We start from the raw sequence: 25,392 nt of genomic DNA on the forward strand, positions 1-25,392 counted from the left end.
GGTGCCGTCGGCTGCCGTCGTGAACGACCGTGACTCGTGCAGGGGTTCCCGGTCGCAAACGGCTTGGCCCGCGCCGTGGGGTGTGACACGGTCGGCCGATGATCGACGAACACGCGTGCGTGCGGGCGGTGGCGTCGGGGGCCGCGGCGCGCTTCGGGCCGGAGCGGGCGGCGATCTTCGACGCGGTACGGGCCGATCGGGACGGCTCGACGGCCCGCCTGCTGCTGGGTCTTGCCGACACGGGCCCGGTGGACGCCCGCCTGCGGGCGATCGAACTGCTGCGTGATCTGGTGCTTTTCGGGCAGACCTGGCCGGCGGTGGCGGAGCGCGCGTGGTCGTGGCTGACCGATGCCGAGCCGGCCGTCCGGGTCGCGGCGGCCCGGCTGTTCGTGGCGACGGCCGAGGTCGGGACCGTGGCGGCCTGGTTGCCGGAGGCGGCGGATCCGGACGTGCGGGTGGCGGGCACGATCGCGCTGCTCGGTCGTGGGCGGGAGTTCGACGACTCGGCCATGATCCTGACCGAGGACGCCGATCCGGCGGTGCGGGTGACGGCGGCGCTGGTCCTGCTCGGGGACCGGGACCTTCCCTGGGCCTGGCGGCGGGCGCTGTGCGCGGCGATCCTGGCGGATCTCGGGGACGCGGTAAGGCGGTTGCGGCGCGATGGTGGGCCGATGGACGTGCGGGTGGGCTCGGTGTGGGCCTGGCGGCTGCTCGGGGACGCGGAGGAGTGCCACCGGATCGTCCGGTCGTTGTCGGCCGCCGAGGAGCGGGACGGGCGGTGGGTCGGCGTGGACATGGCGGCGACGGCGATCAGGCTGTGGCGTACCGGGCCGACGGAACTGCTGCCGGCGTTGGCGGGGGTGGCCGAGGAGGCCGACGCCGCCGCCGACGACGCGCTGCGTACCGAGAGCCTGCGGGTGTTGCGTCTGTCGCGCGACATGTGGCGGGCGGCCGCCGGGCATTGGGTCGGGAGGAGCGACGGCGTGGAGCGGCGACTGGCGGACGAACTGGGGTCGCCGGGCGCGCTGTTGCCGCTTTCCGACCTCGCGGCGGTCTTCGCGGCACGGCGACTGCCCGACGGCCGCGCCGAGGCCGACGCCTGGCTCGCCGAACAGCCCGTCGAGCCCGACTCGTCCGAGCGCCGGGTCGCGCGCACGCTGATGGGGCTGGTCGCGCACGGCGGGTTGACCGAGCGTCAGGCCCGGCAGGCGATGTGCCTGTTCGAGCGGGAGGGGCCGCGCAAGTACGAGGTCGCGGGCGTGCTGTGGCGGCATCTGGGGCCCACCGACGCCGAGTTCACCGCGCGCCTGGTCATCGAGATGTCGGCGGTGGCGGGGGATCAGTACGTCGGCGAACTCGCCCTCCGGGTCCTGGCCGACATGGGCGGACACGCCGCCGGTGCGCTGCCGCGCCTGACCGCGTTGATCGACGACCACGCCCGGCTGCCCGCCCATGTCGGCGACGACGAGGCCGAGATCGCCTTCGACGAGACGCGCCGGGCACAACTGGTCGGTGTACGTGATCGGATCGCGACCGCCATCCCGTAGGGTCCTTCCGGGTCCGGCCCGGTCCGGACGCCTGTGCGAAGTCGGACGTGAACCAAGGGAGATGGGCATGCCGATAGGTCGGGTCGCAGTGGTCGGCGGAAGCATCACGGGCTGCGCCTTCGCGCTCGCGGCGGCACGCGCCGGGGCCGAGGTCACCGTGTACGAGCGCACCACCGGCGAACTCGCCGACCGGGGAGTGGGTATCGCGCTGCACGAGGACCGCTACGTCGAACTGGTCGCCGCCGGCTACCTCGACGACACCACGCCCTGGCGCAAGGTGAGCGGGCGCACCTGGCTGCTCGACGACGGCGAGTCGGAACGCGGGCGACTGTTGTGGGACCAGCCCGCCGCGTTCCGGATGTACAACTGGGGCCAGCTGTGGGCCGGACTGCGCCGCCGGGTGCCGGCCGAGGTCGACTATCGCGGCGGTACGCCGGTCACCGTAGGTACGGACGGCGAGATACACCTGCCCGACGGTACGACCGAGCGCTACGACGTGGTGGTGGGCGCGGACGGCTACGGCTCGGCGGTGCGCACGGCGGTGTTCCCGCAGGTCCAACCCCGGTACGCCGGTTATGCGATGTGGCGCGGCAGTTGCGCCTGGGACCACGAGCCGATCGACAACCTGATCTCGATCTGCATCCCGAACGGCCAGGGCGTGATGTACCGGATCCCGAGCAGTGGGGGAGACCGGATCTCGTGGGGGCTGTACAGCTCGGTGGGCGGGACGGCCGACCCGCGTCCGGCGTTGTTGGCGTTGGCCCGCAAGTACTTTCCGCCGTTCTGGGCCGACCTGGTCACCTCGACGCCCGAGAGCGACACGCTGATCCAGCCGATCAACGACCTCGTGGTGGACCGCTTCACGAGCGGACGCATGCTGGTCGCCGGGGACGCGGCGGCGATCGCCCGGCCGCATGTGGCCAGTGGTGCGGTCAAGGGCATCCAGGACGCGGTGGCCTTCGAGGCCGCGTGTCGGGAGGTGGGGCCGGCCGGTTCGTGGGACGACGTGTTGGCACGCTATGAGGCCGAGCGCTACCCGGCGGGCGCGGACCTGGTGCGGGTCGCCCGCTCGATGGGCTACGCGATGGTCGAGGACACCCCGGACTGGGCCACGATGACCCCCGAACGCATGGTCGACTGGTGGGCGGCCCAGCATGCCGACGACGGCTTCGGCGGCCACGCGCTGGGGGCGGCGATCGGCGCGCGGTAGGCCCGCGCTTGCGTCCGGGTCAGGTCGGCTCGGCGATGTGCATGTTGATGTTGAGGACCCTGCCGTTGGGGTCGCGGACGAAGAAGCGCCGCACGCCCCAGGGCTCGTTCGTGATCGGGTACACGATCTCGTAGCCCCGCTCGCGCGCCTGCGCGTAGGCCGCGTCGACGTCCTCGACCTCGATGGACATCGCCGTGCGGCCGGACTGCGCGTCCCAGTCGCACTCGTCGGGGACGACCACCATCACCTGGGCGGTGGGGTTGCTCGGCGAGCGGAACATCAGGAACCCGGGCTCGTCCATGCCGGCCTCGAAGCCGAGGAAGTCCTGGTAGAACTCCCGACTGGGGCCGAGATCGGTGGCGATGACACTGGGTACGACGCGGCGGATCCTCATGCGGCCAGGGTAGATGTGACCGCCGACATCGCCCGTGCAGGCGGGCGATGTCGGCGCGCCCGGGTCAGGAACCGTTGCCGCCCGGCGGGTCCTCCAGGTTCCAGCCCATGATGCGCTCGGGGTGGATGCGCATCACCTCGTTGCTGAAGAAGTCGAGGGGCAGCGGCGGTTCGTGGTCGCGCAACAGTTCGACACGGCCCCGGACCTCGACGCCGCGTCCCCAGCCCGGCCGGTAGGCGCCCGGCTCGTCCGGCGTCATGTCGTCGACGACGAAGGAGACGCCGGGATTGCGCTCGACATTGCGCCACCGTTGGCTGTTGCTGAGATTGGGGCCACCGATGTCGATGGTCCCGTCGTCGTTGAGCCGGAAGCCGACGGGCCGCACATGCGGGGCGCCCTGCGGCCCGACGGTGGCGAGTCGACCGAGGCTCTGCCCGATCAGGTACGCGCGTTCGATCTTGGTGTAGCCAGGCATTCGGCGCTCCGTCCGGAGGCTCCCCCGCCGGGAGCGTTCACCTCGAACGTAGAACTTCAAGTTGACTTGATGTCAAGGCCGCAGTGGCCTTCTCTCCGACATTTCGGCGCAGGATGCGTGTCTGGTTCGCTACGTTGTGTGCACGTGATTTCGCCATCCTGCGATCCCCGCATACGCGAACACCGGGGCGGGCGCGTGGGGATGGACCAACCGGAGCTGCCATGTCCGCACGACCACTCGGAGCCAACACCAAGCTGGTATCCGCCCGCCGCGCCCTCGGCCTGCACTCGCAGGCCGGTTTCGCCGACGCGTTCGAGGAACACGCCCGCGCGATGGGCATGCGCCTGGCGGTGAGCGTGCGCCAGATCCGACGGTGGGAGAGCACGGATCCGCCGTATCCGACGCCGGATTACCGCCGGGTGTTGGAGGACTTCTTCGGGAGGCCTCTGACACAGCTGGGCTTCGCCGCGCCCGAGGAGTCGAACGAGGACCATATGGATCGCGGATGGCGCGACATCCTCGACGATGTACCGGAACGGCTCCACCGGCTCATTCGGCTGGAGAGCGAGACATTCAGTCTGCGCAGTTACCAGACGGCGTTCATTCCCGGCCAACTTCAGACTGCGGACTATGCTCTTTCCGCCATCCTGATGCACGACCCGACTCTTTCCATGGCGGCAGCTTACGAGCGGCAGCGTCTTCGGGTGGATCGTGCACGACGCCTGTTCGCAAGCAAAATGCCCGCATGGTTCATTGTCGCCGAACCCGCGCTGTACCAGCCCATCGGGAGCGCACAAGTCCTTGCAGGGCAGCTCGAACACCTTGTCCGAGTCGTCGCGGAGCATCCACAGATTCGGCTACAGGTCCTCCCGACGGGGGCGCCGTTCGCCGTATCCGCCCCCTGCCTGATCCTCGAACCCAAGCGGGGTCGGTATGTTGCCTGGTTGGAACAACTGACAGGATCGCTGCTGATCGACAGTCCGGACGATGTGCAGGCATTTGTGGCCGTGTTCGATCGCCTGCATTCGACCGCATTGTCCCAAGTGGCGACGCTTGCGATGATCACGGGTTGGAGGCAAGAGCTTTGCAGATCGATCGAGTTCAGCGCGAACCTCGTTGGATCAAGTCCAGCTACACCGGAGGTGACGATTGCGTCGAAGTTGCGGTCGTCGGCGCTGCCATGGGCATCCGGGACAGCAAGGTGCCCCGATCCCGAGTGATATCCGTGGCACCCAAGGCGTGGATGAAGCTCGTCCGAAGTCTCCGGTCGTGCGACGCGTAGGCACCTTTGGAGGAACGGCATGGCCGGCAGGATTCCGCAGTGGCGAACCAGCAGCTATAGCGGAGGAGGAGACTGCGTCGAGGTCGCGCCTCTTGGAAACGCCATCGGAGTGCGAGACACCAAGGTCGTCGACTCTCCGACGATCGCCCTCCCCCCGGCGGCCTGGGCCCACCTCATAGCGCGCGCCGGGCGGTGAGCCCGGCGCGCGTCCAGTGATGGTTGTTGTGTCGGCCCGTGGGTCACCTATGTTCGGGTGAGGTCGGCGAGGACCTGTTCGGCCTCCGTCAGCCTCGGGCCGTACTTGGCCGGGTCGGTTTGGTTCAGGGCGGTGTAGATGTCGACGGCCTCCCGGGCGAGCGGCACGGCCTTGGGCTTTTGGGCGGTGTCGACCAGGTAGGGAATGGTCGGCGACAGGAGCCATGCGCCCAACTGCGGGCGGTAGGCGGGGTTACGCGTGGCTACCGGGCGCAGGGTGGTGACCGCGTCGAGGGCGTATGTGGCCGCCTTCCTTCGGCGGTCCGGTTCGGGCCATACGGCTTGCGCGACGATGACCGAGGATTGTGCGGCCAGGAACGCGAGTTCGTCGTCGGCCGGCTTTTCGGCGGCGAGCTGCCTGTACAGCGTGACGGCCTCGTTGCCGAGCTTGTCCGCGTCGTCGTACCAGCCGACCGCCGAGAGGTAGCCGGTGGTCGGCGAGATGGCCCACTCGGCGAGCGTGCGGCGGTACTGCGGGGCTCGCGCGACGAGGCGCCGAAGGGCCGCGACCGCGTCGAAGGCGGATTCGGCGGCCTTCACGCGGAGTTCCGGCTTCAGCCACAGGGCCTGCCCGAAGGTCATCAACGATTGCGCGGCGAGGAAGGCGAGTTCGTGGTCCCCGGGCTTTTCGGCGGCGAGTCCTTCGAACAGGTCGATGGCTTCCTTGCCGAGCTTGTTCGCTTCGACGAAGCGGCCCGTTTCGGCGAGGTATCCGACGGTGGGCGAGATCGCCCATTCGGCGAGGGTGCGTCGATAGGCCGGGTTTCGCGCGGCGAGTGGGCGGATGGCCGCGATGGCGTCGAGTGCGTAGGTGGTCGCCTTGGCGTGGAGTTCCGGTTTGCGCCACAGGGCTTGGGCGACGGTGAGCGAGGACTGTGCGGACTGCAGGGCGAGGTTGTCGTCGGTTGGCTTTTCGGCGGATAGTTGTTTGTAGAGCGCGATGCCCTCGTCGCCGAGCTTGTTCGCTTCGTCGAAGCGGCCTGTTTCGGCGAGGTATCCGACGGTGGGCGAGATCGCCCATTCGGCGAGGGTGCGTCGATAGGCCGGGTTTCGTCCGGCGAGTGGGCGGATGGCCGCGATGGCGTCGAGTGCGTAGGTGGTCGCCTTGGCGTGGAGTTGCGGCTTGAGCCACAGCGCCTGCGCGACGGTGAGCGGCGATTGTGCGGATTGCAAGGCGAGGTTGTCGTCGGTCGGCTTCTCGGCGGAGAGCTGTTTGTAGAGCGCGATGGCCTCGTCGCCGAGTTTGTTCGCCTCGTCGAACCGGCCCGTCCCGGCCAGGTAGCCGACCGTGGGACGGATCGCGGCCTCCGCCAACCGCCCACGGGCGTCCGGGTGTTGTCGGGCGAAGTCGCGGGTGATCGCGACCGCCTCCATGGCCCGGTCGGCCGCTTCGGCACGCGTGCCCTCGGTCTTCCACAACTCCTGCGCGTCGTTGAGCAGTGACTGTGCCTGAACCAGCGGCGGGGCGTCCACCGGCGCGCCGACCTTGGCCTCCGGGTAGATGGTCTTGGTGACCAGCCACAGGTTGCGCAACTGGCCCTGCACGTCCGGGAGCGTCTGGTCGGAGCCTTCGGCCCGATACTTGAACTGCGCGGCGTAGCGTTCGGCCAGCCGATCGAGGCGTAGCTTCCCACTCCAGGCCATACAGACCACGAAGGGGTCGGCGCTTTGCAAACCGGGCAATCGTTCGCACGGCTTTCCGTCGTTGGTCTCGTACTGGTCGGACTGCCACGGGGGCACGCCGTCGGCCACATTGCCGGCCGCGTTCCGGAATGCCTGGGCCAGCACGGAGTTGGGCAGTGTGGTGGTCGAATTCGCGTGCAGGGCGTACTTGCCGTAGAGCAGGCCGCGTAGCCGGTCGTCCGACTGGAGCGCCCGCGGGAAGCCCAGTTCGGTGTAGGAGCGCAGGAGCTGTACCGACAGGTCGAGTTCGGTGGCCAGGCCCTTGTCGATGTCGTTGCCGGTGAGGATGTAGTAGTCGATCTGCTTCTGCTTGAGGAATTCGGTCATCCGGGCCTTGGCCATGTCTTCGGTGGCGGGCTCGATCGAGATCGTGGCCTCGCGCTGGAATTGATCATGCATGCCGGATTGCCAGTCGCGGAGCACCAGGGCGCGAGGATCGGGGCGCTCCGTGCAGTAGTTTCCGACGCCGGTCGCGGTCTTCTGGCAGTACTGGACCTGTATTCCGCGTCGGATGGTGTCACCGGCGAACCGGCTTGCCCGGTTCATGTCGCCCGACCAGCCGAGTGTCTGCATGAAATCGATCGTCAGGTCGGCGGTGGTGACGGTCTTGACACATCCGACGGGGTGGTCGGGTCCTTCGCAGAAGTCTTCGGTGCTCGTCGTCTGCTCGTTGCCGAAGACCGCGAGCCAACAGTCGTCGTAGCGCGGTGGGTTGGGGTGCACGTTACGCGCGAACATCTGAGCCGGAGGCAACTGGGTACCCAGCATGTTGTTCGGGCGGGTGAGCCGCTGTTCCGGATCGGACGAGCCGCACCGCTGGACAAGTGGGTCGCCTTCCTGATCGGGCAGATTGGTGACCTGTTGCGTCGGACCGCCGAACAGGTTGTATCGATTCTCGGTCACTGTGCGTTCGCGATCCGGCGCCTTGTTGAACAGCGCGACCAACTGCGCGGTGTAGTTGTTCATCAGCCCGGTGAACAACGCGTTCGTCGTGCCCTGTGGCCCGGGTTCGCTGAATTTCCGCGTCGAGGCGAGGATGCGCTTGCCGGCGTCCATGACGTGTTGTGGACGCTCCCAACTGATCCCCTGAGGGGTGTTGGGTGGCGGGTTGGGAATCTTCGCCAGTGTGGGGTTCTGCGCGGACAACAGGGTGTAGGCGTTCGCGGCCACCTTCCACATCTCCGGATTGCCGACCCTGTCGTCGGGGACGGGGAATCCGGGCGCCCAGGTGTTCGCCAGCCAGGACAGATAGCGGATGCTGCCGCCCGCCCCCAGGTCACGGAGATTGGTGAGTACCGCGCCGGGGGCCGAGTCGTACGGTTCGGCGACCACGAACGCGCCCGGTGCCCTCGGGGTTTCGGTGCCACCGAGGTGGAAGGTCTCCTCGCCCTGCTTGTACATCTCGAACGTGACCTGGTCACCCGGGTGGTAACGGCGGTAGTCGATGAGGGTGTCGGCGCTCTGCCAGGTCGGCTGTTGATAGAGACCCGACAACGACCGCGTGACGTTGGCGCCGATGGTCTGCATGCCGGCTTCGACCGCGGTCAGATTCCGTGCGATGTCGCCGATGTCGGTCTTGATGGTTTCGAGCTTGCCGTCGAGTCGCTGGAACTGGGACATCATGTGCGCGTACATCGTGTCCAGTCGCTGATCGACCCGGTCGAACCGCTGCTGCATGTCCTGGTGCAGATTCCGGATGTCCTTGCGCAGATCTCCGATCGCGCTCAGGATCTGCTGATCGATCGACGGGCCCGCGCCGGCGAACAGCGAGACGATGGTGCCGATCCCGGAGATGACATTGCCGGTGAAGGCGACGGTCGCCATCGAGAACGCGCTGTCGATCAGCTTGAAGGCGGTGATGCACTTGTTCGCCGCGTCGGCGATCTGGAGTGCGCCGCTCGCGAACTTCTTGAGGTCCCTCGCCGCGTCCTTGCTGCCGGCGAAGTCCAGGAAGAAGGCGAATCCGTCGAACGCGGTCTTGGCCCCGTCGATGATCTTCTTGCGGCCTTCCTCCTCCTTCTTGAGCCTTTCCGGCCGCTGGTCGGGGCCCGGCGCCGCCGTCTTGATGTCACCGAACCAGGCCGTGCGCTTTTGCACGGTGTCCCCGATGGTGGCGGACATCTTGTCCAACGTGAACAGGCGGAGTTTTTCCGGCTCGTTCTGGAAGCGGAGAAAATCGGCGGGATCGAAGTACTGCTTCAGATCGGGCAGGTTGCCGAGTTCGAGGACCGTCGCCGAGGCTCGCACGCCGCCCCCGGCCAGGCGGGCGGGCGCGGGGTCCTGTCCGCCGCCGACGCCCGAGCCGATGGCCGTGTTCCACGCGCCGTCGAAGCCGGCGTCGGCGCGGGCGGTGCTCGCCACGCCGGCCCATATCCGCGACTGGGTCTTGTCGAACGACTCGTTCCACGAGGACAGGGCGAGTGCGCCGCCGAGTCGATCCGACACCAGTCCGGTCGGCGGCACGGTGTCCCGCGCGATGAGTGCGGCGAGCAGCCGGTCGACCTGTGGTCCGTCGACCGTGGCATCGGGCACGGTGTGCAGTACGCCGAGCGCGGTTCCGGCGATCTCGTACTCCGGGCCCGGTTGCACACGGTCGGGGATCGCCGCGTCGATGGCCTGCTGCACCGTGGTGAGGTGGGCGGTCAGCGCGGCCTGGTCGGCCTGTGGGTGCGCCGCGCGCCAGTCCAGGAACTCGGCGCTGGTCACGAGGTGCTTGGCGTAGACGCGATCGGTGTCGGCGATCCGTATGTAGCTGCCGAGGAGCAGATCGGCCAGCGCGTTCGAGTCCACCGCCTTGGCGGCGGATTCGGCGCGGGCGGGCGGCACGGTGAGGATCGAGCCGCCCAGCACCAGGGCCAATAAGCTCCCGAGCAGCCGCTTTCGTAGGCGGCGTGGTCGACGAGCGTGTGTCGTGACGTGATGGATCATCCCAGCTCCCCCCGGGTGCGGAACCCCCGTGCACGGTCGACGGGCACCGGGGTTCACGTGGCGTGCGCGACCTCTGGGACTGTAGGCACGCGGCTCATCGGTGGGGAATATGACGGTTCACTGAATGGACCGCCGGGTTCGCCGGTTCGGTCGGGTCGTGGTTCTCGGGTGGCCGTCGTGCGGCCGAACCGAGTGTGCGGAACGCGGCCGCGTCGGGAGGAGGCCACCACACCGACGCGGCCGGTCCGCCTCACCGCGTCGCCGCGACCGCCCGCCGACGGTCCCACGCGACCGCGATGTACGCGGTGGCGCCGGCGAGGGCGAAGGAGAACAGGGACGCCGAGGTCCACCGTTGGGCGTGGATGTGGAGGGTGTCCTGGATCGGGGTCCAGAAGTCCACCCACCACTCGACCGTGCCGGGGTTGATCAGCTGGTACATGCAGAAGCCGAGCAGCCACGGGGCGAGCATCACCCAGCGGGCCGGCGCGTGGTCGCCCAGGTCCCAGCCGTCGCGGCCGCGGCCGGCGAACAGGTCCACCGCCAGCACGCCGAGCAGCGGGATGAAGATCGAGCCGATCAGGGACAGGAAGCTCGCGTAGGTGTCGAAGTCGTTCACCATCAGCGCGAATGCCGTGACCAGCGCACCCACGCCCAGGCAGAGGACCCGGCGGTCGATGCGCGGCGCGAGGTTCTGGATCGACATCGCGGTGCTGTAGACGTTGGCGAAGCTCTGGTCGACCTCGCGGATGACCAGGACCGCGAAGAACACCCACCCGGCGGTGACGCCCAGGAACGAGTCGAAGATCTTGTCCGCGTCGCCGCCGACCTGGGCGAGGGCGACCAGGCCGAGCAGGTAGCACCAGATGCTGGTGACCGAGAATCCGCTCAGCGCGGCCCAGAACGCGGGCTTGGTGCCACGCGAGTGGCGGGTGTAGTCGGAGGCCAGCGGTACCCACGAGACCGCCACCGCGAGCGCCGCGTCCATCGCCGGGAAGAAGCCGGACCACGAGCCCTCGGTCATCGGCGGCAGCCCCTCGCGCCACAGCTGGACCGAGAAGTAGAGCATCGCGATGCCCACCGCGATCGTCACGTAGCGGCGCAGGATCCGCAGCATGCCGAGCGGGCGCAGGGTCATCGCGGTGGTGACCGCGCCGGCGGCGACGATGTAGAGCCAGTGCGGGCCGTCGCCGTCGGTCATCGCCTCGATGCCGATCGAGATGACCAGCAACTCGAAGGTGCCCCAGCCGATGCACTGGACGATGTTGAACACGGTCGGCACGTACGAGATCTTCGTGCCGAACAACCCGCGCAGCACCGTCATCGCGGGCGCGCCGCTGCGGGCGCCGGGGATGCCGGCGACCGCGACCATGAGCGTGCCGAGCAGCGTGCCGCCGATGGCCGCGACGATCGCGGCGACCATGGACAGTTGCGGATAGCCGGCCGGGGCCAGTACGAACAGGGCGCCGGAGAAGCCGAGGAGGCTCACCCCGAGGTTGGCCCAGAACGCGGCCTGGTCGCGGAAGCCGAGGGTGCGCGGCGGCGCGGTGTCCAGGACCAGCGGGGCCTCGGCGACCGGGTGTGCCGCGACGGGGCGTGCGTCGTCCACTGCTGGAGCCGACATGGCTCTACCTGCTCTCCCTACGCCGGCATTACCCGGACAGGTTCAAGCGGTCGGTGGCCCCGGGGTGCGCGCCGGCTCGCCGCCGACACCCCATGCCGCCCTCTCAGCCCGGTTGGTCCGAGCTCCCGCGATGGCGTGGCGAACAGTACGCTCCCGGCGGGCCGCTTGGGAAGGCGGGGTGGGGTCGGCGCCCGGCGGCTCACCGGCCCGAGTGGGTGAAGGCGGCCCAGCCGGTGAGGTCGTCCGGGGTGATCGCCCGTGCCTGCGCGGCGAGTTCGGCGGGCATCGCGGTGGGAATCCCGCGTTTGGGGTCGCGCATCCAGAGCTGGGCGGTGCGCAGCGCCTGGGCGGGCGGGAGGTCGCGGCGGTTGAGGTAGTGGTGGGCCATGTACAGGACCAGCGCGGCGGTGCTCGGGCCCACGGGCCACAGGGTGGACACCACGGTGCGGGTGCCGGCGGCCAGGTGCTCGGCGGCGGAGCCCGAGGCGCGGTCGGGGGCGAACACGATCGGGTCGCCGGCGCGGTGGCCGATTTCGATCGGGTGGCGCCGGTTCCGGTGCGGGTCGGCCGTCGGGCGCGCGGCGACCTCGCACAGCAGGCGGGGCGAGGCGATGTACGAGATCTGCGCGACCTGGAGCGCGTGCCGGCGGCGGGCGTCGACGGTCGACCAGGCGGCGTGCCAGGGCACCGAGCCGAACAGGCCGGCGGGCAGCAGGACCAGGGACGGGATGCGGCCGAACGCGCCGGGGACGGCGGCGAGCACGGGGGCCATCACCGCGTCCCAGGCCCAGGCGCAGAGCACGTCGAGGAAGTCGGACAGGAGCTCCCGATCGCTCCCGGGGAGGTCCAGGCCGTAGTCGAGCCCGGGCAGATCGAGCGGCCGGGTCGAACCGTCGACGCCGCTGACCACGGCGGCCCCGGGGACGAGCTGGACCAACGCGTCGGCACCGAGTCGGCGCAGCGCGACGGCGATCTCGGCGGCCGAGGGCGGGTCGAGGAGGGCACGCCACGCGCCGCCGGCCGGGCCGGCGCCCACGCGCGCGTCCCCCACGTGGGTGGCGGCCCGAAAGAGGTGGGCATCGGGCGGCGCGGCCCGGCGGGCCCGCCGGAAACAGCCCCGGGCCTGGTCGCGGGTGTGGGCGTCGCCGTCGTGGCCCGCCCGAGCGCCATACGCGACGCCGGCGGCGTAGGCGAATTCCGGCCAGCGCGTATCGGTGGCGGGCAGGGAGGCCAGGGCCTCGGTGAGGAGGGTGAGGGCTTCGTCGAGGGCGTGACCTTGGAGGCCGGCGACCCCGTCGGGGCCATCGGCCGGTGTGGCCCGCCCGTCGGTCGGGTGCGGCCCGACCGGGGCCGGCCCGCCGGTCGCCTCCGAGTACCCGGGCAGGGTGCGGCGGGTCGCGTCGTCCGTCAACGCCTCGATGCAGCGGAGCAGGCCGCGTTCGCCGCGGTCCCGGGCTCGGCGTGTTTCGGCGTCGGTGTCGATGTCCTCGACCCGCGCTGCGCGTTCGGTGTGTTGCGCGCGCTCCACGTTCACCCCCGCTTGCCCCCACGTGCCGGGACCACCGTACTCGGGTGGGTGGCGGCGCCTCAGTCGATCGCCGTGTGGTACTTCCGTCTTGGTTTACCGGCGCGTAACTTACTCGTGAGTCACCCTCCGACGCCGTCCCCAGGCGTCGTCTCACCATGCATTCTCGCGGGTCGGGCCACGCCCCGACCATGACGTCAGGAGACCCTGATGGGTCGATTCCGCCTGCGCCCACGCGCTCGTGCGGCCGCCGTCGTCTCGGCCGCGATCCTCGCCGGGGCCGCCCTCGGCCCGGCCGCCCCGGCCGGCGCCGCCCCCACTCCCGCGGCGGCGGCCGTGCGGTCCGCCGCCGGCTCGTCCCTGCGCTTCGTCGACATCCCCGGCGACGGCGGCACCAAGCTGGCCGCCAACGTCATCACCCCCACCGGCGGCGCGCCCGGCACCCGCTACCCGGTCGTCGTGCTGCCGACCAGCTGGGCGATGCCCCAGATCGAATACGTGGTCCCCGCACGGCAACTCGCCGATCGCGGCTATGTCGTGATCGGCTACAACTCGCGCGGCTTCTGGCAATCCGGCGGCGAGATCGAGACCGCCGGGCCGCCGGACATCGCCGACGCGTCGAAGGTGATCGACTGGGCGCTGGCCAACACGCCCGCCGACCCGACCCGCATCGGCATGGCCGGCGTCTCCTACGGCGCCGGGATCAGCCTTCTCACCGCCGCGTTCGACCCCAGGATCAAGGCCGTCGTCGCGATGAGCGGCTGGGCCGACCTGATCGAGTCGATCTACGCCGGCCGGACCGAACACGCGCAGGCCGCGGCGCTGTTGGGCGGCGCCGGCTTCCTCACCGGCCGACCCAGCGCCGAACTCACCGAAATCCTGAAGAACTTCCTCTCCGGCAACCTCGCCAAGGAGCCGGAGATGCTGGCGTGGGGCGCCAAGCGCTCCCCGGCGACCCACCTGGACCGGATCAACGCCAACGCTCCCGCGATCATGCTCGGCAACGCGTGGGGCGACTCGCTCTTCCCGCCCGACCAATACGCCGACTTCTTCGGCGGGTTGACCGGTCCCAAGCGCCTCGAATTCCGCCCCGGCGACCACGCCACCGCCGAGGCGGGCGGCCTGTTCGGCCTGCCCAACGACGTCTGGGCCGACTCGACCCGCTGGCTCGACCACCACCTCAGGGGCATCGACAACGGCATCGACCGGGAGCCGGCGGTACAGCTGAAATCCCGCACCGGCGGCGGCTACGAGGGCTATCCGAACTGGCCCGCCGCGGCGAACTCGACCCGCACCCTCGCGCTCACCGACACCCGCCGCATCCTCACCGGCATCGACTCCGGGGCCGACGGCGGCACGATCTTCCTGTCCAGCATCCTCGACCAGTTCCTCCAGGCCCCACCGACCGCCTCGATCCCGCTCCTGCCCAGGGCCTTTGCCGCCGTCTGGCAATCCGACCGCCACAGCACGGCAACCAGGGTCCGCGGCACCACCAAGCTGCACACCACGATCACCGCTTCCCACGAGAGCGGAACGATCTTCGCCTACCTATACGACGTAGGCCCGCTGGGCATCGGCAAACTCGTCACCCACGCCCCGTACACCTTCCACGCCCGAACCCCGGGCACCCCGTTCCCGATCAACCTCGACCTGACCGCCACGTCCTACGACATCCCGGCGGGCCACCACCTGGCCGCGGTAATCGACACGGTCGACCCCCTCTACCTCGAACACAACCCCCTCGGCAGCCAACTCACCTTCACCTCCCCCCAAAACGACCCCTCGACCCTCACCATCCCGATCCGCAACTGACGCGCCGGCGGGTGGGGCGGCTGGACCTTCCCGATGCAAGGATCCCGGTCAGGCGGACGGCAAGTGCGTCGGCTACCAGCAAAGCTGGAGCGGGATCAAGCAGTTGATCGCGACCACCGACGTCACCGGTGACGGCGCAGGGGACCTGTTGACCGTCCAGGAGGACCCCGCCGGCGTGCAACGCCTTTTGCTGTACCCGGCTTATTCGGCCTTCGCGCGGGGTATCGCGCAACTCTTCGGCGGGAACCAGGAATTTTCCATCCATCGAAGGCGACTTCGACGGCGACGGCAAAGCCGACCTCTGGACCCGCACCCCCGACGGCAACCTCCACACCCACCCCGGCGGCAACACCCCCGACCCCACCACCGGCAACACCTTCGGCCCCGCACAACTCATCGCCGCCAACTGACCCACCACCGGAGGCCGCCCCCAACCATGGAGGCGGCCCCGGTGGCCTGTCGCGGGCGTCATGTGCCTTTCTGGTGTCTGCGGCCTCGGCTTTCGAGGTAGCGGGCCAGGCCGGACAGGAGCATGCACATGCCGATGTAGATGGGGGCGATCACCATGACCACCGGGATGAAGGGGAGGCTGTAGTCGAGGTTGGTGGCGATCTGCTTGCCGGCGTAGAGGAATTCCTCGTAGGAGATCAGGTATCCGAGCGAGGTGTCCTTGAGCGTGACCACCAACTGGCTGATGATCGTGGGCAGCATGGTCCGCACGGCCTGTGGGATCAGGACGTGGATCATCACCGAGGTCTTGCGCATGCCCAGCGCGTAGGCCGCCTCGCTCTGGCCCTTGGGGACCGCGTTGACCCCGCCTCGGAAGACCTCGGCCAGTACCGAGCCGTTGTACAGGGTCAGGCCGGCGATCAGGGCCAGGCGGGGTTCGACCTTCATCGCGATGAAGATGAAGAAGATCATCACCAGCACCGGCATGGCCCGGAAGAACTCCACCACCAGGCCCGCGAGCCACCGGATCACCCGATGGTCGGACAGCCGCCCGGCGGCGAAGAACGCGCCGAACGCCAGGGACAACACCGCCGCCCACGCGAAGACCTGGATCGTGTGCCACAGGCCGCGCAGCAACAGCTTCTGCACGCCCACGTATTCGAAGGGCGCCCACTTGTCGCTCGCGAACTGGTCCGTGTCGATCAGCTTGTAGATCACCCAGGCCAGCACGCCGAGCAGCACGACGGTGGCGATCAGGCCGTAAGTACGGTGGCGGGCCAGTGCCTTCGGGCCGGGAATGTCGTACAGCGCCGACGCCTCGACACTCATCGGGTCACCTCCAGATGCCTCTCCAGGAGCCGGAACACCGCGCTGATCGTGAGCGTGATGATCAGGTAGCCGATCGCGATCCACATGAACGTGACGACGATGTCGTAGCCGAGTTCGTTGAGCGTGCGGTACGTGCCGAGCAGTTCGACCACGCTGAACGAACCGGCGATGGCGGTGTTCTTGGCGAGCGCGATCAGCGTGCTGCCGACCGGCGGGATCACCGCACGCATCGCCTGTGGCAGCACGATCAGGCTGAGCGTCTGGCCGAAGTTCATGCCCAGACTCCGGGCCGCCTCGCCCTGACCGACCGGCACGGTGTTGATGCCGGCCCGCACCGCCTCGCAGATGAACGCCGAGGTGTAGCAGCCCAGGGCGAGTACGGCGAGGGTGAAGAAGGGGAGTACCACGCCGAATCGGGGCAGCCCCAGGACCACCGCGAAGAACAGCAGCGTGAGCGGGGTGTTGCGCAGTACGGTCACCCACACACCGCCGATCAGCCGCATCGGCCGCACCGGCGAGACCCGGCAGCCGGCCATCAGCACGCCCACCACCATCGCGATCAGCCCGGCGGCCAGAGTCAGTTCGACGGTACCGACGAAGCCCTCGCGGAACAGGGCGAAGTTGTCGAGCAGGACATTCATGGTCGACGCCTTCCGCTAGTACCGGTCCACCGGCGGCGGCGGGGGTGCCGGTACGCCGGAGAGGCCGAGGGTCGAGTCGTAGGCGCGCTTCCAGTCGCCGTTCTGTTCGTGCGCGACGATCGCGTCGTCCAGCGCGAGCCGGAAGGTGCGATCCCCGCGCGGTACGCCGATCCCGTACGGCTCCTTGGAGAACGGCTCGCCGGCGAGCCGGAGTTGGTCCGGTACCTTCGCGGCATAACCCTTGAGGATGGTGTCGTCGGTGGTCACCGCGTCGACCTGAAGGCTGATCAGGTTGTCCACGCAGACCGAGTAGCTGTCGTAGGCGACGGCGGTGGCCTTGGGGTAGTCGGCCACGATCCGCTGGTACGGCGTGGAGCCGGCGACCGAACAGACCTTCTTGCCGGCCAGGTCCTGGGGACCGTTGATGGACTTGTCGTCCTTGCGGACCAGCAGTGCCTGGCCGGCGATGTAGTACGGCCCGGCGAAGCCGACCAGCTTCTTGCGGTTGTCGTTGATCGTGTACGTCCCGACGTAGTAGTCGACTTCGCCGTTCTGCAACGAGGTCTCGCGGTTGGCGGAGGTGATCGTCTTGAACTCGATCCGGTCCACCCCGAAGCCCAGCGACGCCGCCATCATCTTGGCGATCTCGACGTCGAAGCCCGAGTAGTAGCCGGTCGCCGGGTCCTGCGCCGCGACGTAGGGCTGGTCCGCCTTGGTGCCGACGACCAACCTGCCGCGCGATTTGGCCGATCGGAACGTGGGCGAGTCGATGTTCACGTCGGTGGCGACCTGATACGACGGCAGGTCCTTGGGTTTGGGGCCCTTGGGCGGGGGCGTACCGGATTTGCCGCACGCGGCGAGCAACACGACGGCGAGAAGCGCCGCGAGCGGCATGACGGCGGACCGGGGCCGGCGGCGCGGCGGTGCGCCGGTGCGGGGCGCGATACCGGTGGTGACGGCTGTACCGACCCCGGTCGCGGTGTCCGTGCCGGCGGAGGCGGTCTGGGTGCGCATGTCCGATCCCCCGTCAGTGCTTGAGGATCTTGGACAGGAAGTCCTTGGCCCGGTCGGTCTCCGGGTGGTCGAAGAACTCCTCGGGTGTACGCGATTCCAGGATCTGTCCGTCGGCCATGAACACGACACGATTGGCCGCCGAGCGGGCGAAGCCCATCTCGTGGGTGACCACGACCATCGTCATGCCCTCGACGGCGAGTGTGCGCATGACCTCCAGGACCTCGTTGATCATCTCCGGGTCCAGTGCGGAGGTCGGCTCGTCGAACAGCATGACCTTGGGATCCATCGCCAACGACCGGGCGATCGCGACCCGTTGCTGCTGGCCGCCGGAGAGTTGCGCCGGATACTTGGGCGCCTGGTCGGCGAGTCCGACCCGGGCCAGGAGTTCGCGGGCCTTCTTCTCCGCCTCGGCCTTGCTGCGCTTGCGCACCTTGATCTGAGCGAGGGTCAGATTCTCGAGCACCGTCTTGTGCGCGAACAGGTTGAAGGACTGGAACACCATGCCGACCTCGGAGCGCAGCCGGGCCAGTCCGCGTCCCTCGGCGGGCAGTGGCCGGCCGTCGATGGTGATCGTGCCGGAGTCGATCGGCTCCAGGCGGTTGATCGTGCGACACAGCGTGGACTTGCCGGAGCCGGAGGGGCCGATCAGGACGACCACCTCGTTGCGGGCCACCGTCAGGTCGATGTCGCGGAGCACGTGCAGCGACCCGAAGTGTTTGTTCACACCGGAGAGAACGACGAGGGGGTCTTCCGAGGTCACAGGTATCCGACTCGCCTTCGACACGGGGGCAGGGACCGTACGCAAGCGCACATGCCCGGAGGATCCACCCACTCGGGACGAATTCAGTCGCGAGGACGACGCCAACCCCCCTAACGGCCGATAGAGTCCCCTCTCGCGGGTGATCCGACGGTCGTGCGCGCGCGATCCCCGGTGATTCGCGGGTGGTTCGGCGGCGGAGCGGTCGCGCCGACGAGCGGGCAGTCGTGCGATCGTGTGGAGCGGGTCGAGTCGAGGGAGCCGTCGATGGCCAAGGTCAACATCAGCCTGGACGCGAACGCCGTGATCGAGGTCATGGTCCTGTCCGGCGTCCGCAACGCACAGGACGCGATCGAGGCGGTCGTCCTCGACTACATCGCCCGCGGACATCGCACCGAGGCGCTGACCGGCAACGTCGAGGAGCACCGGCGTACGGTCGAGGAGCGCGAGCGGCGCAACCCGGTCACCGAGTAGCGCGCGCCGCCCTCCGCGGCGGTCCCACCCTCGCGTACCACATTGTTGTCCCTTTTGACCGGAGGCCCCGTGCGCGGGCCGAAGGGGCTGGGCGAGAATGGTGGTGACACGTGTGACACGAAGCCACACGTCGGGTCGCGGGGGAAGAGGTTGTGCGCATGCGGCTGTGGCTGACCTATTTCGCGTTCATGTCCTCGGTGGGTCTGACGAACCGGACGAGCGACCTGTGGCGCAGCGCGCGTGTGGCCGACGACGTGATGCTCGCGTTCCGGGCGCTGCCGCTGGGCGACCCGGCGCGGCGCGGGCTGGTGCGGGCGATGGCGCTGGTGGCGATCCAGATGTGGTGCATGTCCATAGTGATCGCGGTGTCGCCGTGGTTCGCGGCGGACGGGGAGAGCCCGGCGGCGTTCTGGGGCTACCTGTCGCTGGTCGCGTTCGTGGTGGCGCTCGCGGTCGCGGTGGTCGAGCTGACGGTGATCCTGTTCAACCGGCCGCGCAATGTGGTCGCGCCGCACATGCGCGCGGAGCGCGGCGTCCTGCGGTGAGGGCGCGGGGCGCGTCCGGAGGGGCGGGGCGCGGGGGACGCGATACCTGTGGACGGGGCACGTCGGGATCCGACGTGTAGGACACGACGCCCGGGGACGGGCCGGTCCGCGGGGGTCCGACGCGCCGCGGCGTGTCCGGTACCCGGCCGTGTCTACGGCAACAACGCGCAGCCGCCGTAGCCCAGTACGTGCTCGCGCAGCAGTGCGCCCGTGGCCGGGTCGCGGCGGCGGAAGGCGGCGACGATCGGCTCGTGGTCGGCCGCGTTCTCGTGCAGGTCCATGCGGTACACGCGGATCGACAGGGTCGTCCAGACCTCGATGCCCAGCGCCTCCCACACCGAGCCCAGCAGCGCGTTCCCGGACGCGGCGACGATCTCGCGGTGGAAGGCCACCCCGTGCCGGACCTGCGCGGCGGCGTCCCCGGCCGTCGAGGCCGCGTGCAGCGCGGCGACGTGTCGATCGAGCGCGGCGAGCCGTTCGTCGTCGATCCTCGGCAGCGCCAGCCGGGCCGCGGTCTCCTCGAGGCCGGCCCGGACCGGGTAGATCTCGCGCAGATCGGTCTCGCTGAAGGAGCGCACGCGAACGCCCTTGTTCGGCTCCGATTCGACCAGGCCCAGCTGTTCCAGCTCGCGCAGCGCCTCGCGTACGGGGGCCTGGCTGACGCCCAGCTCGACCGCGACGCGGCGTTCGACGATCCGCTCGCCGGGTGCCCAGCGGCCCGCGACGACGGCCTCGGTGACGTACTGGCGGATCTGTTCGCGCAGCGGACGGCGTTCCAGGGTCGGGCGGGGCGGCTCGGCGGTCGGGCGCGGCTCGGTCATCGCGCCAGTGTAGGCGGAGCGGGCGACTTTTGCGCAATGATCGATCATTGCGCAGAATGAATATGCTTCGGCACCGGACTTCAGCCGGAAGCCCGCACGCGGCGGGCCTCCCGAAGGCCCGCGCAGAAGCCTTCACCGACTTCACCGATACGAAGGAGGCGGCCCGGATGTCACCCCACACGTCGAGCCGAATCCCGCCCGGGCAGCTCGACCAGCTCCCCGACCGGGACCCCGAGGAAACCGCGGAATGGGCCGAATCGCTCGACGCCGTCGTACGCGCCGCCGGCCCCGGCCGAGCCCGCCTGCTGCTGGCCCGCCTCCTCGAACACGGCGCGCACCACGGCCTCGACCTGCCGCCCGTGACGCGCACCCCGTACGTCAACACCGTGCCGACCGCGGCCGAGCCGGCCTACCCCGGCGACCTCGCCCTCGAGGAGCGGATCACCGCGTACAACCGGTGGAACGCCGCCGCGATGGTCACCCGGGCGAGCCGCTTCGGCCTCGGCGGGCACATGGCCACCTACGCGTCGGCGGCCTGGTTGTACGAGGTCGGGTTCGAGCACTTCTTCCGGGGGCGGGCCGACGGCGGTCCCGGCGATCAGATCTACTTCCAGGGACACGCTTCGCCCGGTGTGTACGCCCGGGCCTTCCTGGAAGGACGCCTGACGGTCGATCAACTCGACCGGTTCCGGCGCGAGGTGGGCGGCGGCGGGCTGCCGTCCTATCCGCATCCACGATCGCTGGGCGGCTTCTGGGAGTTCCCGACCGTATCGATGGGCCTGGGTCCGCTGGCCGCGGTCTACCAGGCCAGGTTCAACCGCTATCTGCACCACCGCGGCATCAAGGACACGTCGCACAGCCGGGTCTGGGCCTTCCTGGGCGACGGCGAGATGGACGAGCCCGAGGCCACCGCGGCGCTGACCCTGGCCGCCCGCGAGGGGCTGGACAACCTGGTCTTCGTGATCAACTGCAACCTGCAACGCCTGGACGGCCCGGTACGCGGAAACGGGCGTGTGGTCCAGGAGTTGGAGAGCGTATTCGCCGGCGCCGGCTGGCATGTGGTCAAGGCGCTGTGGGGCCGGGACTGGGACGACCTGTTCGCCCGCGACCACGACGGCGAGCTGATCCGCCGTCTGGAACACACCCCCGACGGTCAGTTCCAGACCTACTCGGCCGCGGACGGCGCCTACATCAGGGACAACCTGCTCGGCGGCACCCCCGATCTGCGCGGCGTGGCGGCGCACTTGGCCGACGCGCGGCTCGCCGAGGTGGTCGGGTTCTCGCGGGCGGGACACGAACCCCGCAAGGTGCACGCGGCCTATCGGGCGGCGGTGGACCATCGCGGCGGCCCGAGCGTGGTGCTGGTGCAGACGGTCAAGGGCTGGACGCTCGGACCCGGCTTCGAGGCGCGCAACGCCAACCACCAGATGAAGAAGCTGCGCCAGGACGAATTCCGGGTGATGCGCGACCGGCTCGACCTGCCGGTGTCCGACGCCGACCTGGACGGCGAGTTGCCGCCGTACCTGCACCCGGGACCGGATTCGCCCGAGGCCCGCTACCTGGCCGACCGGCGGCGCGCGCTCGGCGGCCCGGTCCCGGCCCGGCGTACCGCGTTCACCCCGCTGCCGGAGCCGCCGGCGCTCACGTCGGCGCCGTTCGCGGCGCTGCTCAAGGGCTCGGGGAAGCAGGAGATCGCCACCACGATGGCGTTCGTCCGGCTGGCCAAGGACCTGATGCGCGACCCCGTCGTGGGCCGGCGCTGGGTGCCGATCGTGCCGGACGAGGCGCGCACGTTCGGGATGGAATCGATGTTCCCGACGGCCGGGATCTACTCGCCGCACGGGCAGACCTACGACGCGGTGGACCGCGAACTGCTGCTCTCCTACCGGGAGGCGGTGGACGGCCAGATCCTCAACGAGGGCATCACCGAGGCCGGCGCGGTCGCCTCGTTCACCGCGGCGGCCACCGCGTACGCCACGCACGACGAGCCGATGATCCCGTTCTACGTCTTCTACTCGATGTTCGGGTGGCAGCGGGTGGCCGATCAACTGTGGGCGCTGGCCGACCAGATGGGGCGCGGCTTCCTGATCGGCGCGACCGCGGGCCGAACCACGATGACGGGTGAGGGGCTGCAACACGCGGACGGGCACTCGCAGTTGATCGCGTCGACGAACCCGGCGTGCGTGTCGTACGACCCGGCCTTCGCGTACGAGATCGCGGTCATCGTGCGGGAGGGGTTGCGACGGATGCTCACGGCCACGCCCGAACACCCCACGGGCGAGGACGTCTTCTACTACCTGACGGTGTACAACGAGCCGCTGCCGCAGCCGGCGATGCCCGGGATCGGGGCGGCCGAGGGAATCCTGCGGGGCATGTACCGCTGCGCGCCCGTCGCCGACGCGGAGGCCGACGCCGAACTGCTCGCCAGTGGCACGGCGGTGCGGTGGGCGCTGGAGGCGCAGCGGCTGCTCGCCGAGGACTGGGACGTGCGGGCCCAGGTGTGGTCGGTGACCTCGTGGACCGAACTGCGCCGCGAGGCGCTGGCCGCCGGGGAGGACGGAGTCCCGTACGTCACCCGTGCCCTGGCGGACGCGACCGGGCCGGTGGTGGCGGTGAGCGACTGGATGCGCAGCGTCCCCGACCAGATCGCGCCGTGGGTCCGGCAGGAGTGGACCTCGCTCGGCACGGACGGGTTCGGCCTGTCCGACACCCGAGCCGCGACCCGCACCCACTTCGCGGTGGACGCCCCGTCGATCGTGATCCGCACCCTGCGGATGCTGGCCCGCCGGGGCAGGGTCAAGCCCGAGGCGCCCGAGGAGGCGATGCGACGCTACGGCCGATCGTCGGGGTGACCGATGCGGTGGTCGTCATGCCCGCACGCGAGACTTCGGGCATGACGATCACATCGGTGACAGTGCGGCGCCACGTTCCGGATCTGGACGCGGCGATCGAGTTCTACCAGCGGCTCACGGGCGAACCGGCCACCCGATTCGCCTTCGCCGGCCTGGAGTTGGCGGCGACCGGCCCGTTCCTGGTATTCACCGGACCGGACGAGCCGGCGGCCCGCTTCGGCGCCGTCGCCGCCACCCTGGGCGTCGCCGACCTGGACGCCACGATCGCCGACCTGATCGCCGCCGGCGCCGAATCGATCGCCGCACCGGCCCCGACCCCGAACGGCCGCCGCGCGGTGTTGCGTCACCCGGACGGCGCGGTGTTCGAATACGTCGGCATCTGACACCGACGCGACCGGGGCCGCCTCCATGGTTGGGGGCGGTCCCGGTGGTGGGTCAGTTGGCGGCGATGAGTTGTGCGGGGCCGAAGGTGTTGCCGGTGGTGGGGTCGGGGGTGTTGCCGCCGGGGTGGGTGTGGAGGTTGCCGTCGGGGGTGCGGGTCCAGAGGTCGGCTTTGCCGTCGCCGTCGAAGTCGCCTTCGGTGGAGACTCGGGGGTGGGTGGTGGTGTCGAAGCCGGTGCCGATCAGGGTGGGGGTGGCGGTGTAGGCGTCGAGGTCGGCGGTGCCGTCGGTCTTCCTGACGGAGGCGTATTGGTAGACGTTGCCGTTGGTGCGGTCGCGGACCCACAGTTCGGGCAGTCCGTCGCCGGTGACGTCGCCGGGGATCATGATGTCCTGGTTCTGCCGGGTGGCCGGGCCGATGGGGATGGCGCGGGTGAGGGAACCGGGGTTCGCCGCACCGCTGAACAGCCAAAGACGCGCGTTCCCGGAACCGTCGTCCTCAACGGTGAACAGGTCGTTCGTGAACTTGCCGACTTGACCGGTCGGGACACCGTCCACGTCGCCGGCCGCAACGATCTGCCTCACCTTGTTCCAGTCGCGTACATACGACGCACAGGCGTTCGCGGTCGCGGGCGGATCGACGCAGGTGTTCGGGCGGGCCACCACGGCCATTCGGGCCGTGCTGAACCAGCCGTCGGCGGGCGACCCGCTCGGTGAGTTCCGGTAAAGGTAGATCTGTCCATGCGCGAACGCGTACAGATCGTCGCCGTAGTCCCCGCCCCGGTGTGAGACGCCCGCGCCCGTCCACGAGTAGTCCTCCATGGGACCTTCTCCGGCCGCCGACGCGATTCGACCGCCGGCCGCAGGGTTGTCGCTCGCACTGTACAAACGAAGCGCGCCATCCCCGTCGGTGACGAGCACGTCGACCTTGCCATCGCGGGTGATGTCGCCCGGTTTCGGTACGGGTGGGTTGGGGTTGCTCGGGGCGTAGAAGGTGTAGGTCGTGGGCCAGGAACCGTTGCCGGCGTGATCGACCGTCCGCGCGGTCAGGCTGTTGGTGCCCCACTGTCCGAAGGTCAGGGGTGGTGTCCGCCAAGTGCCGGACGGCGCGTCGTAGATCGCCGATCCTGCTCCACCGACCGGCATCGAGGTGCCGATGGCGAATTCGACTCCCGTCACATCGGGTCCTGCGGCGCTCACGTCGAAGACGAAGACACCGGCTTGTCCGGCGTACTTGCCGCCGCCATTCACCGGGAAGTCCGAACTGGTGATGCTCGGTGTGCCGGGACGTGTGTTGTCGAACGTGAACGTGCATCCTGCTGTGCGTACCGGATCGGGCTCGTTCGCACGTCCCGACTCGACGCTCCAGGCGTAGGTCTTGCCGTCGGTGAGGACGCTGCCCGGGACGGATGCCCGCGCCACGTGCGTCCCGTACCACTCCGAGCCCCAGCCGCCGTCCCATACGGTCGAGTTGCCGTTGCCGACCTCGTGGACTTCGAAGTGCGCGCCGATCAGCGGGCCGTTCGGTTCGCCGATCGTGGCGGAGAGATCGAGCGTGTTGGACGAGGCGATCGCGCGGAGGAAACCGCAGCTGTCCGCAGAGCCGTTGATCGGAGCCGGCTGCATCTGCAGGTCGGTCGGGCCGGTGGTCGCCGTGGTTGCGGCGGAGGCCGGCGCGGCGAGCAGGCCGGAGGCCAGGATCGTGGTGGCGATCCCGCCTACGAGGGCGGAGAGTCGGCGGCTTGGGGTTGGTTTCCTTCGGGTCATGGGCATGGATGCACTCCTCGTGTTGCCGGGATTACCGGACGACGGAAGGCAACCAGGTGCTTGGGACACTCGCAACGGGGAAAGCGGCGGTACTGAATCGCGGGCAAGGATCGAGAGTGATTGATTGGGT

20 protein-coding genes and 1 pseudogene are annotated in these 25,392 nt (G+C 69.7%); 10 read left to right on the forward strand and 11 right to left on the reverse strand.

What is annotated here, in order from left to right; genetic code table 11:
• Nucleotides 1-98: 98 nt before the first annotated feature.
• On the forward strand, nucleotides 99-1,547 hold the full coding sequence (locus EMA17_RS47675; protein WP_126643483.1) for a hypothetical protein: 1,449 nt from the start codon (nucleotides 99-101) through the stop codon (nucleotides 1,545-1,547).
• Complete coding sequence (locus tag EMA17_RS47680) at nucleotides 1,453-2,757, forward strand: FAD-dependent monooxygenase (protein WP_126643484.1); 1,305 nt, start codon at nucleotides 1,453-1,455, stop codon at nucleotides 2,755-2,757. The genes EMA17_RS47675 and EMA17_RS47680 overlap by 95 nt, the downstream gene beginning before the upstream one ends.
• 19 nt (nucleotides 2,758-2,776) lie before the next feature.
• Here the strand turns inward: EMA17_RS47680 and EMA17_RS47685 are convergent, their stop codons facing one another.
• Nucleotides 2,777-3,151, reverse strand: coding sequence for a VOC family protein (locus EMA17_RS47685; protein ID WP_126643485.1), 375 nt, complete (start codon nucleotides 3,149-3,151; stop codon nucleotides 2,777-2,779).
• A 64-nt stretch (nucleotides 3,152-3,215) separates the two neighbouring features.
• Nucleotides 3,216-3,626, reverse strand: coding sequence for a PPOX class F420-dependent oxidoreductase (locus EMA17_RS47690; RefSeq protein WP_126643486.1), 411 nt, complete (start codon nucleotides 3,624-3,626; stop codon nucleotides 3,216-3,218).
• Nucleotides 3,627-4,120: 494 nt separating this feature from the next.
• Here EMA17_RS47690 and EMA17_RS54995 point away from each other — a divergent pair.
• From EMA17_RS54995 to EMA17_RS47700, 3 genes and pseudogenes are all read left to right on the forward strand, one after another.
• Nucleotides 4,121-4,633, forward strand: a pseudogene (locus tag EMA17_RS54995) (DUF5753 domain-containing protein); the annotation flags it as partial.
• A gap of 77 nt (nucleotides 4,634-4,710) precedes the next feature.
• On the forward strand, nucleotides 4,711-4,908 hold the full coding sequence (locus EMA17_RS55000) for a DUF397 domain-containing protein (protein WP_246127360.1): 198 nt from the start codon (nucleotides 4,711-4,713) through the stop codon (nucleotides 4,906-4,908).
• Between the two features lie 19 nt (nucleotides 4,909-4,927).
• Nucleotides 4,928-5,104: a DUF397 domain-containing protein gene (locus EMA17_RS47700; RefSeq protein WP_126643488.1), complete on the forward strand. Its 177-nt coding sequence runs from the start codon at nucleotides 4,928-4,930 to the stop codon at nucleotides 5,102-5,104.
• Between the two features lie 47 nt (nucleotides 5,105-5,151).
• On the opposite strand, the gene EMA17_RS47705 is transcribed toward EMA17_RS47700, so the two are convergent.
• From EMA17_RS47705 to EMA17_RS47715, 3 genes are all read right to left on the reverse strand, one after another.
• Nucleotides 5,152-9,774, reverse strand: a complete 4,623-nt coding sequence (locus EMA17_RS47705; RefSeq protein WP_148112345.1) for an ATP-binding protein — start codon at nucleotides 9,772-9,774, stop codon at nucleotides 5,152-5,154.
• Between the two features lie 250 nt (nucleotides 9,775-10,024).
• The gene (locus tag EMA17_RS47710) at nucleotides 10,025-11,395 is read right to left on the reverse strand and encodes a purine-cytosine permease family protein (RefSeq protein ID WP_126643490.1); all 1,371 of its coding nucleotides are present in this window, start codon (nucleotides 11,393-11,395) and stop codon (nucleotides 10,025-10,027) included.
• Nucleotides 11,396-11,594: 199 nt separating this feature from the next.
• The gene (locus EMA17_RS47715) at nucleotides 11,595-12,929 is read right to left on the reverse strand and encodes a CHAT domain-containing protein (RefSeq protein ID WP_126643491.1); all 1,335 of its coding nucleotides are present in this window, start codon (nucleotides 12,927-12,929) and stop codon (nucleotides 11,595-11,597) included.
• A gap of 201 nt (nucleotides 12,930-13,130) precedes the next feature.
• On the opposite strand from EMA17_RS47715, the gene EMA17_RS47720 reads away from it, so the two are divergent.
• Complete coding sequence (locus tag EMA17_RS47720; RefSeq protein WP_126643492.1) at nucleotides 13,131-14,732, forward strand: alpha/beta fold hydrolase; 1,602 nt, start codon at nucleotides 13,131-13,133, stop codon at nucleotides 14,730-14,732.
• Between the two features lie 468 nt (nucleotides 14,733-15,200).
• Here the strand turns inward: EMA17_RS47720 and EMA17_RS47725 are convergent, their stop codons facing one another.
• The 4 genes from EMA17_RS47725 to EMA17_RS47740 form a co-directional block, all read right to left on the reverse strand.
• A complete protein-coding gene (locus EMA17_RS47725) occupies nucleotides 15,201-16,010 on the reverse strand; it encodes an amino acid ABC transporter permease (protein WP_126643493.1) in 810 nt (269 codons plus the stop codon).
• Nucleotides 16,007-16,651 carry an amino acid ABC transporter permease gene (locus EMA17_RS47730; protein ID WP_126643494.1) on the reverse strand — a complete coding sequence of 215 codons (645 nt, stop codon included), beginning with the start codon at nucleotides 16,649-16,651 and terminating at the stop codon, nucleotides 16,007-16,009. Before EMA17_RS47730 ends, EMA17_RS47725 begins: the two co-directional genes overlap by 4 nt.
• A gap of 15 nt (nucleotides 16,652-16,666) precedes the next feature.
• Complete coding sequence (locus EMA17_RS47735; protein WP_126643512.1) at nucleotides 16,667-17,545, reverse strand: glutamate ABC transporter substrate-binding protein; 879 nt, start codon at nucleotides 17,543-17,545, stop codon at nucleotides 16,667-16,669.
• A 133-nt stretch (nucleotides 17,546-17,678) separates the two neighbouring features.
• A complete protein-coding gene (locus EMA17_RS47740; RefSeq protein ID WP_126643495.1) occupies nucleotides 17,679-18,425 on the reverse strand; it encodes an amino acid ABC transporter ATP-binding protein in 747 nt (248 codons plus the stop codon).
• 264 nt (nucleotides 18,426-18,689) lie between these two features.
• Here EMA17_RS47740 and EMA17_RS47745 point away from each other — a divergent pair, with 264 nt between their 5' ends.
• Nucleotides 18,690-18,896, forward strand: a complete 207-nt coding sequence (locus tag EMA17_RS47745) for a DUF2191 domain-containing protein (RefSeq protein ID WP_078979074.1) — start codon at nucleotides 18,690-18,692, stop codon at nucleotides 18,894-18,896.
• Nucleotides 18,897-19,054: 158 nt separating this feature from the next.
• A complete protein-coding gene (locus tag EMA17_RS47750; RefSeq protein WP_126643496.1) occupies nucleotides 19,055-19,441 on the forward strand; it encodes a hypothetical protein in 387 nt (128 codons plus the stop codon).
• Between the two features lie 152 nt (nucleotides 19,442-19,593).
• On the opposite strand, the gene EMA17_RS47755 is transcribed toward EMA17_RS47750, so the two are convergent.
• A complete protein-coding gene (locus EMA17_RS47755; protein WP_126643497.1) occupies nucleotides 19,594-20,262 on the reverse strand; it encodes a GntR family transcriptional regulator in 669 nt (222 codons plus the stop codon).
• A 167-nt stretch (nucleotides 20,263-20,429) separates the two neighbouring features.
• Between EMA17_RS47755 and aceE the strand changes: the two genes are divergently transcribed.
• A complete protein-coding gene (gene aceE / locus EMA17_RS47760) occupies nucleotides 20,430-23,114 on the forward strand; it encodes a pyruvate dehydrogenase (acetyl-transferring), homodimeric type (RefSeq protein WP_126643498.1) in 2,685 nt (894 codons plus the stop codon).
• Between the two features lie 41 nt (nucleotides 23,115-23,155).
• A complete protein-coding gene (locus EMA17_RS47765) occupies nucleotides 23,156-23,497 on the forward strand; it encodes a VOC family protein (RefSeq protein ID WP_126643499.1) in 342 nt (113 codons plus the stop codon).
• Nucleotides 23,498-23,549: 52 nt separating this feature from the next.
• Here the strand turns inward: EMA17_RS47765 and EMA17_RS47770 are convergent, their stop codons facing one another.
• Entirely contained in the window at nucleotides 23,550-25,268 is a 1,719-nt protein-coding gene (locus EMA17_RS47770; RefSeq protein ID WP_126643500.1) for an FG-GAP repeat domain-containing protein, read from the reverse strand.
• Between the last annotated feature and the right edge of the window lie 124 nt (nucleotides 25,269-25,392).

It is taken from the genome of Embleya hyalina, from assembly GCF_003967355.1.
Taxonomy (GTDB): domain Bacteria; phylum Actinomycetota; class Actinomycetes; order Streptomycetales; family Streptomycetaceae; genus Embleya; species Embleya hyalina.

What these genes read in the sequence shown, in the direction of transcription:
- EMA17_RS47675 (WP_126643483.1), top strand. Translation starts at nt 99, where the DNA reads ATGATCGACGAACACGCGTGCGTGCGGGCGGTGGCGTCGGGGGCCGCG.
- EMA17_RS47680 (WP_126643484.1), top strand. Translation starts at nt 1,453, where the DNA reads ATGTCGGCGACGACGAGGCCGAGATCGCCTTCGACGAGACGCGCCGGG.
- EMA17_RS47685 (WP_126643485.1), bottom strand. Translation starts at nt 3,151, where the DNA reads ATGAGGATCCGCCGCGTCGTACCCAGTGTCATCGCCACCGATCTCGGC.
- EMA17_RS47690 (WP_126643486.1), bottom strand. Translation starts at nt 3,626, where the DNA reads ATGCCTGGCTACACCAAGATCGAACGCGCGTACCTGATCGGGCAGAGC.
- EMA17_RS47700 (WP_126643488.1), top strand. Translation starts at nt 4,928, where the DNA reads ATGGCCGGCAGGATTCCGCAGTGGCGAACCAGCAGCTATAGCGGAGGA.
- EMA17_RS47705 (WP_148112345.1), bottom strand. Translation starts at nt 9,774, where the DNA reads ATGATCCATCACGTCACGACACACGCTCGTCGACCACGCCGCCTACGA.
- EMA17_RS47710 (WP_126643490.1), bottom strand. Translation starts at nt 11,395, where the DNA reads ATGTCGGCTCCAGCAGTGGACGACGCACGCCCCGTCGCGGCACACCCG.
- EMA17_RS47720 (WP_126643492.1), top strand. Translation starts at nt 13,131, where the DNA reads ATGGGTCGATTCCGCCTGCGCCCACGCGCTCGTGCGGCCGCCGTCGTC.
- EMA17_RS47725 (WP_126643493.1), bottom strand. Translation starts at nt 16,010, where the DNA reads ATGAGTGTCGAGGCGTCGGCGCTGTACGACATTCCCGGCCCGAAGGCA.
- EMA17_RS47730 (WP_126643494.1), bottom strand. Translation starts at nt 16,651, where the DNA reads ATGAATGTCCTGCTCGACAACTTCGCCCTGTTCCGCGAGGGCTTCGTC.
- EMA17_RS47735 (WP_126643512.1), bottom strand. Translation starts at nt 17,545, where the DNA reads ATGCCGCTCGCGGCGCTTCTCGCCGTCGTGTTGCTCGCCGCGTGCGGC.
- EMA17_RS47745 (WP_078979074.1), top strand. Translation starts at nt 18,690, where the DNA reads ATGGCCAAGGTCAACATCAGCCTGGACGCGAACGCCGTGATCGAGGTC.
- EMA17_RS47750 (WP_126643496.1), top strand. Translation starts at nt 19,055, where the DNA reads ATGCGGCTGTGGCTGACCTATTTCGCGTTCATGTCCTCGGTGGGTCTG.
- EMA17_RS47755 (WP_126643497.1), bottom strand. Translation starts at nt 20,262, where the DNA reads ATGACCGAGCCGCGCCCGACCGCCGAGCCGCCCCGCCCGACCCTGGAA.
- aceE (WP_126643498.1), top strand. Translation starts at nt 20,430, where the DNA reads ATGTCACCCCACACGTCGAGCCGAATCCCGCCCGGGCAGCTCGACCAG.
- EMA17_RS47765 (WP_126643499.1), top strand. Translation starts at nt 23,156, where the DNA reads ATGACGATCACATCGGTGACAGTGCGGCGCCACGTTCCGGATCTGGAC.
- EMA17_RS47770 (WP_126643500.1), bottom strand. Translation starts at nt 25,268, where the DNA reads ATGCCCATGACCCGAAGGAAACCAACCCCAAGCCGCCGACTCTCCGCC.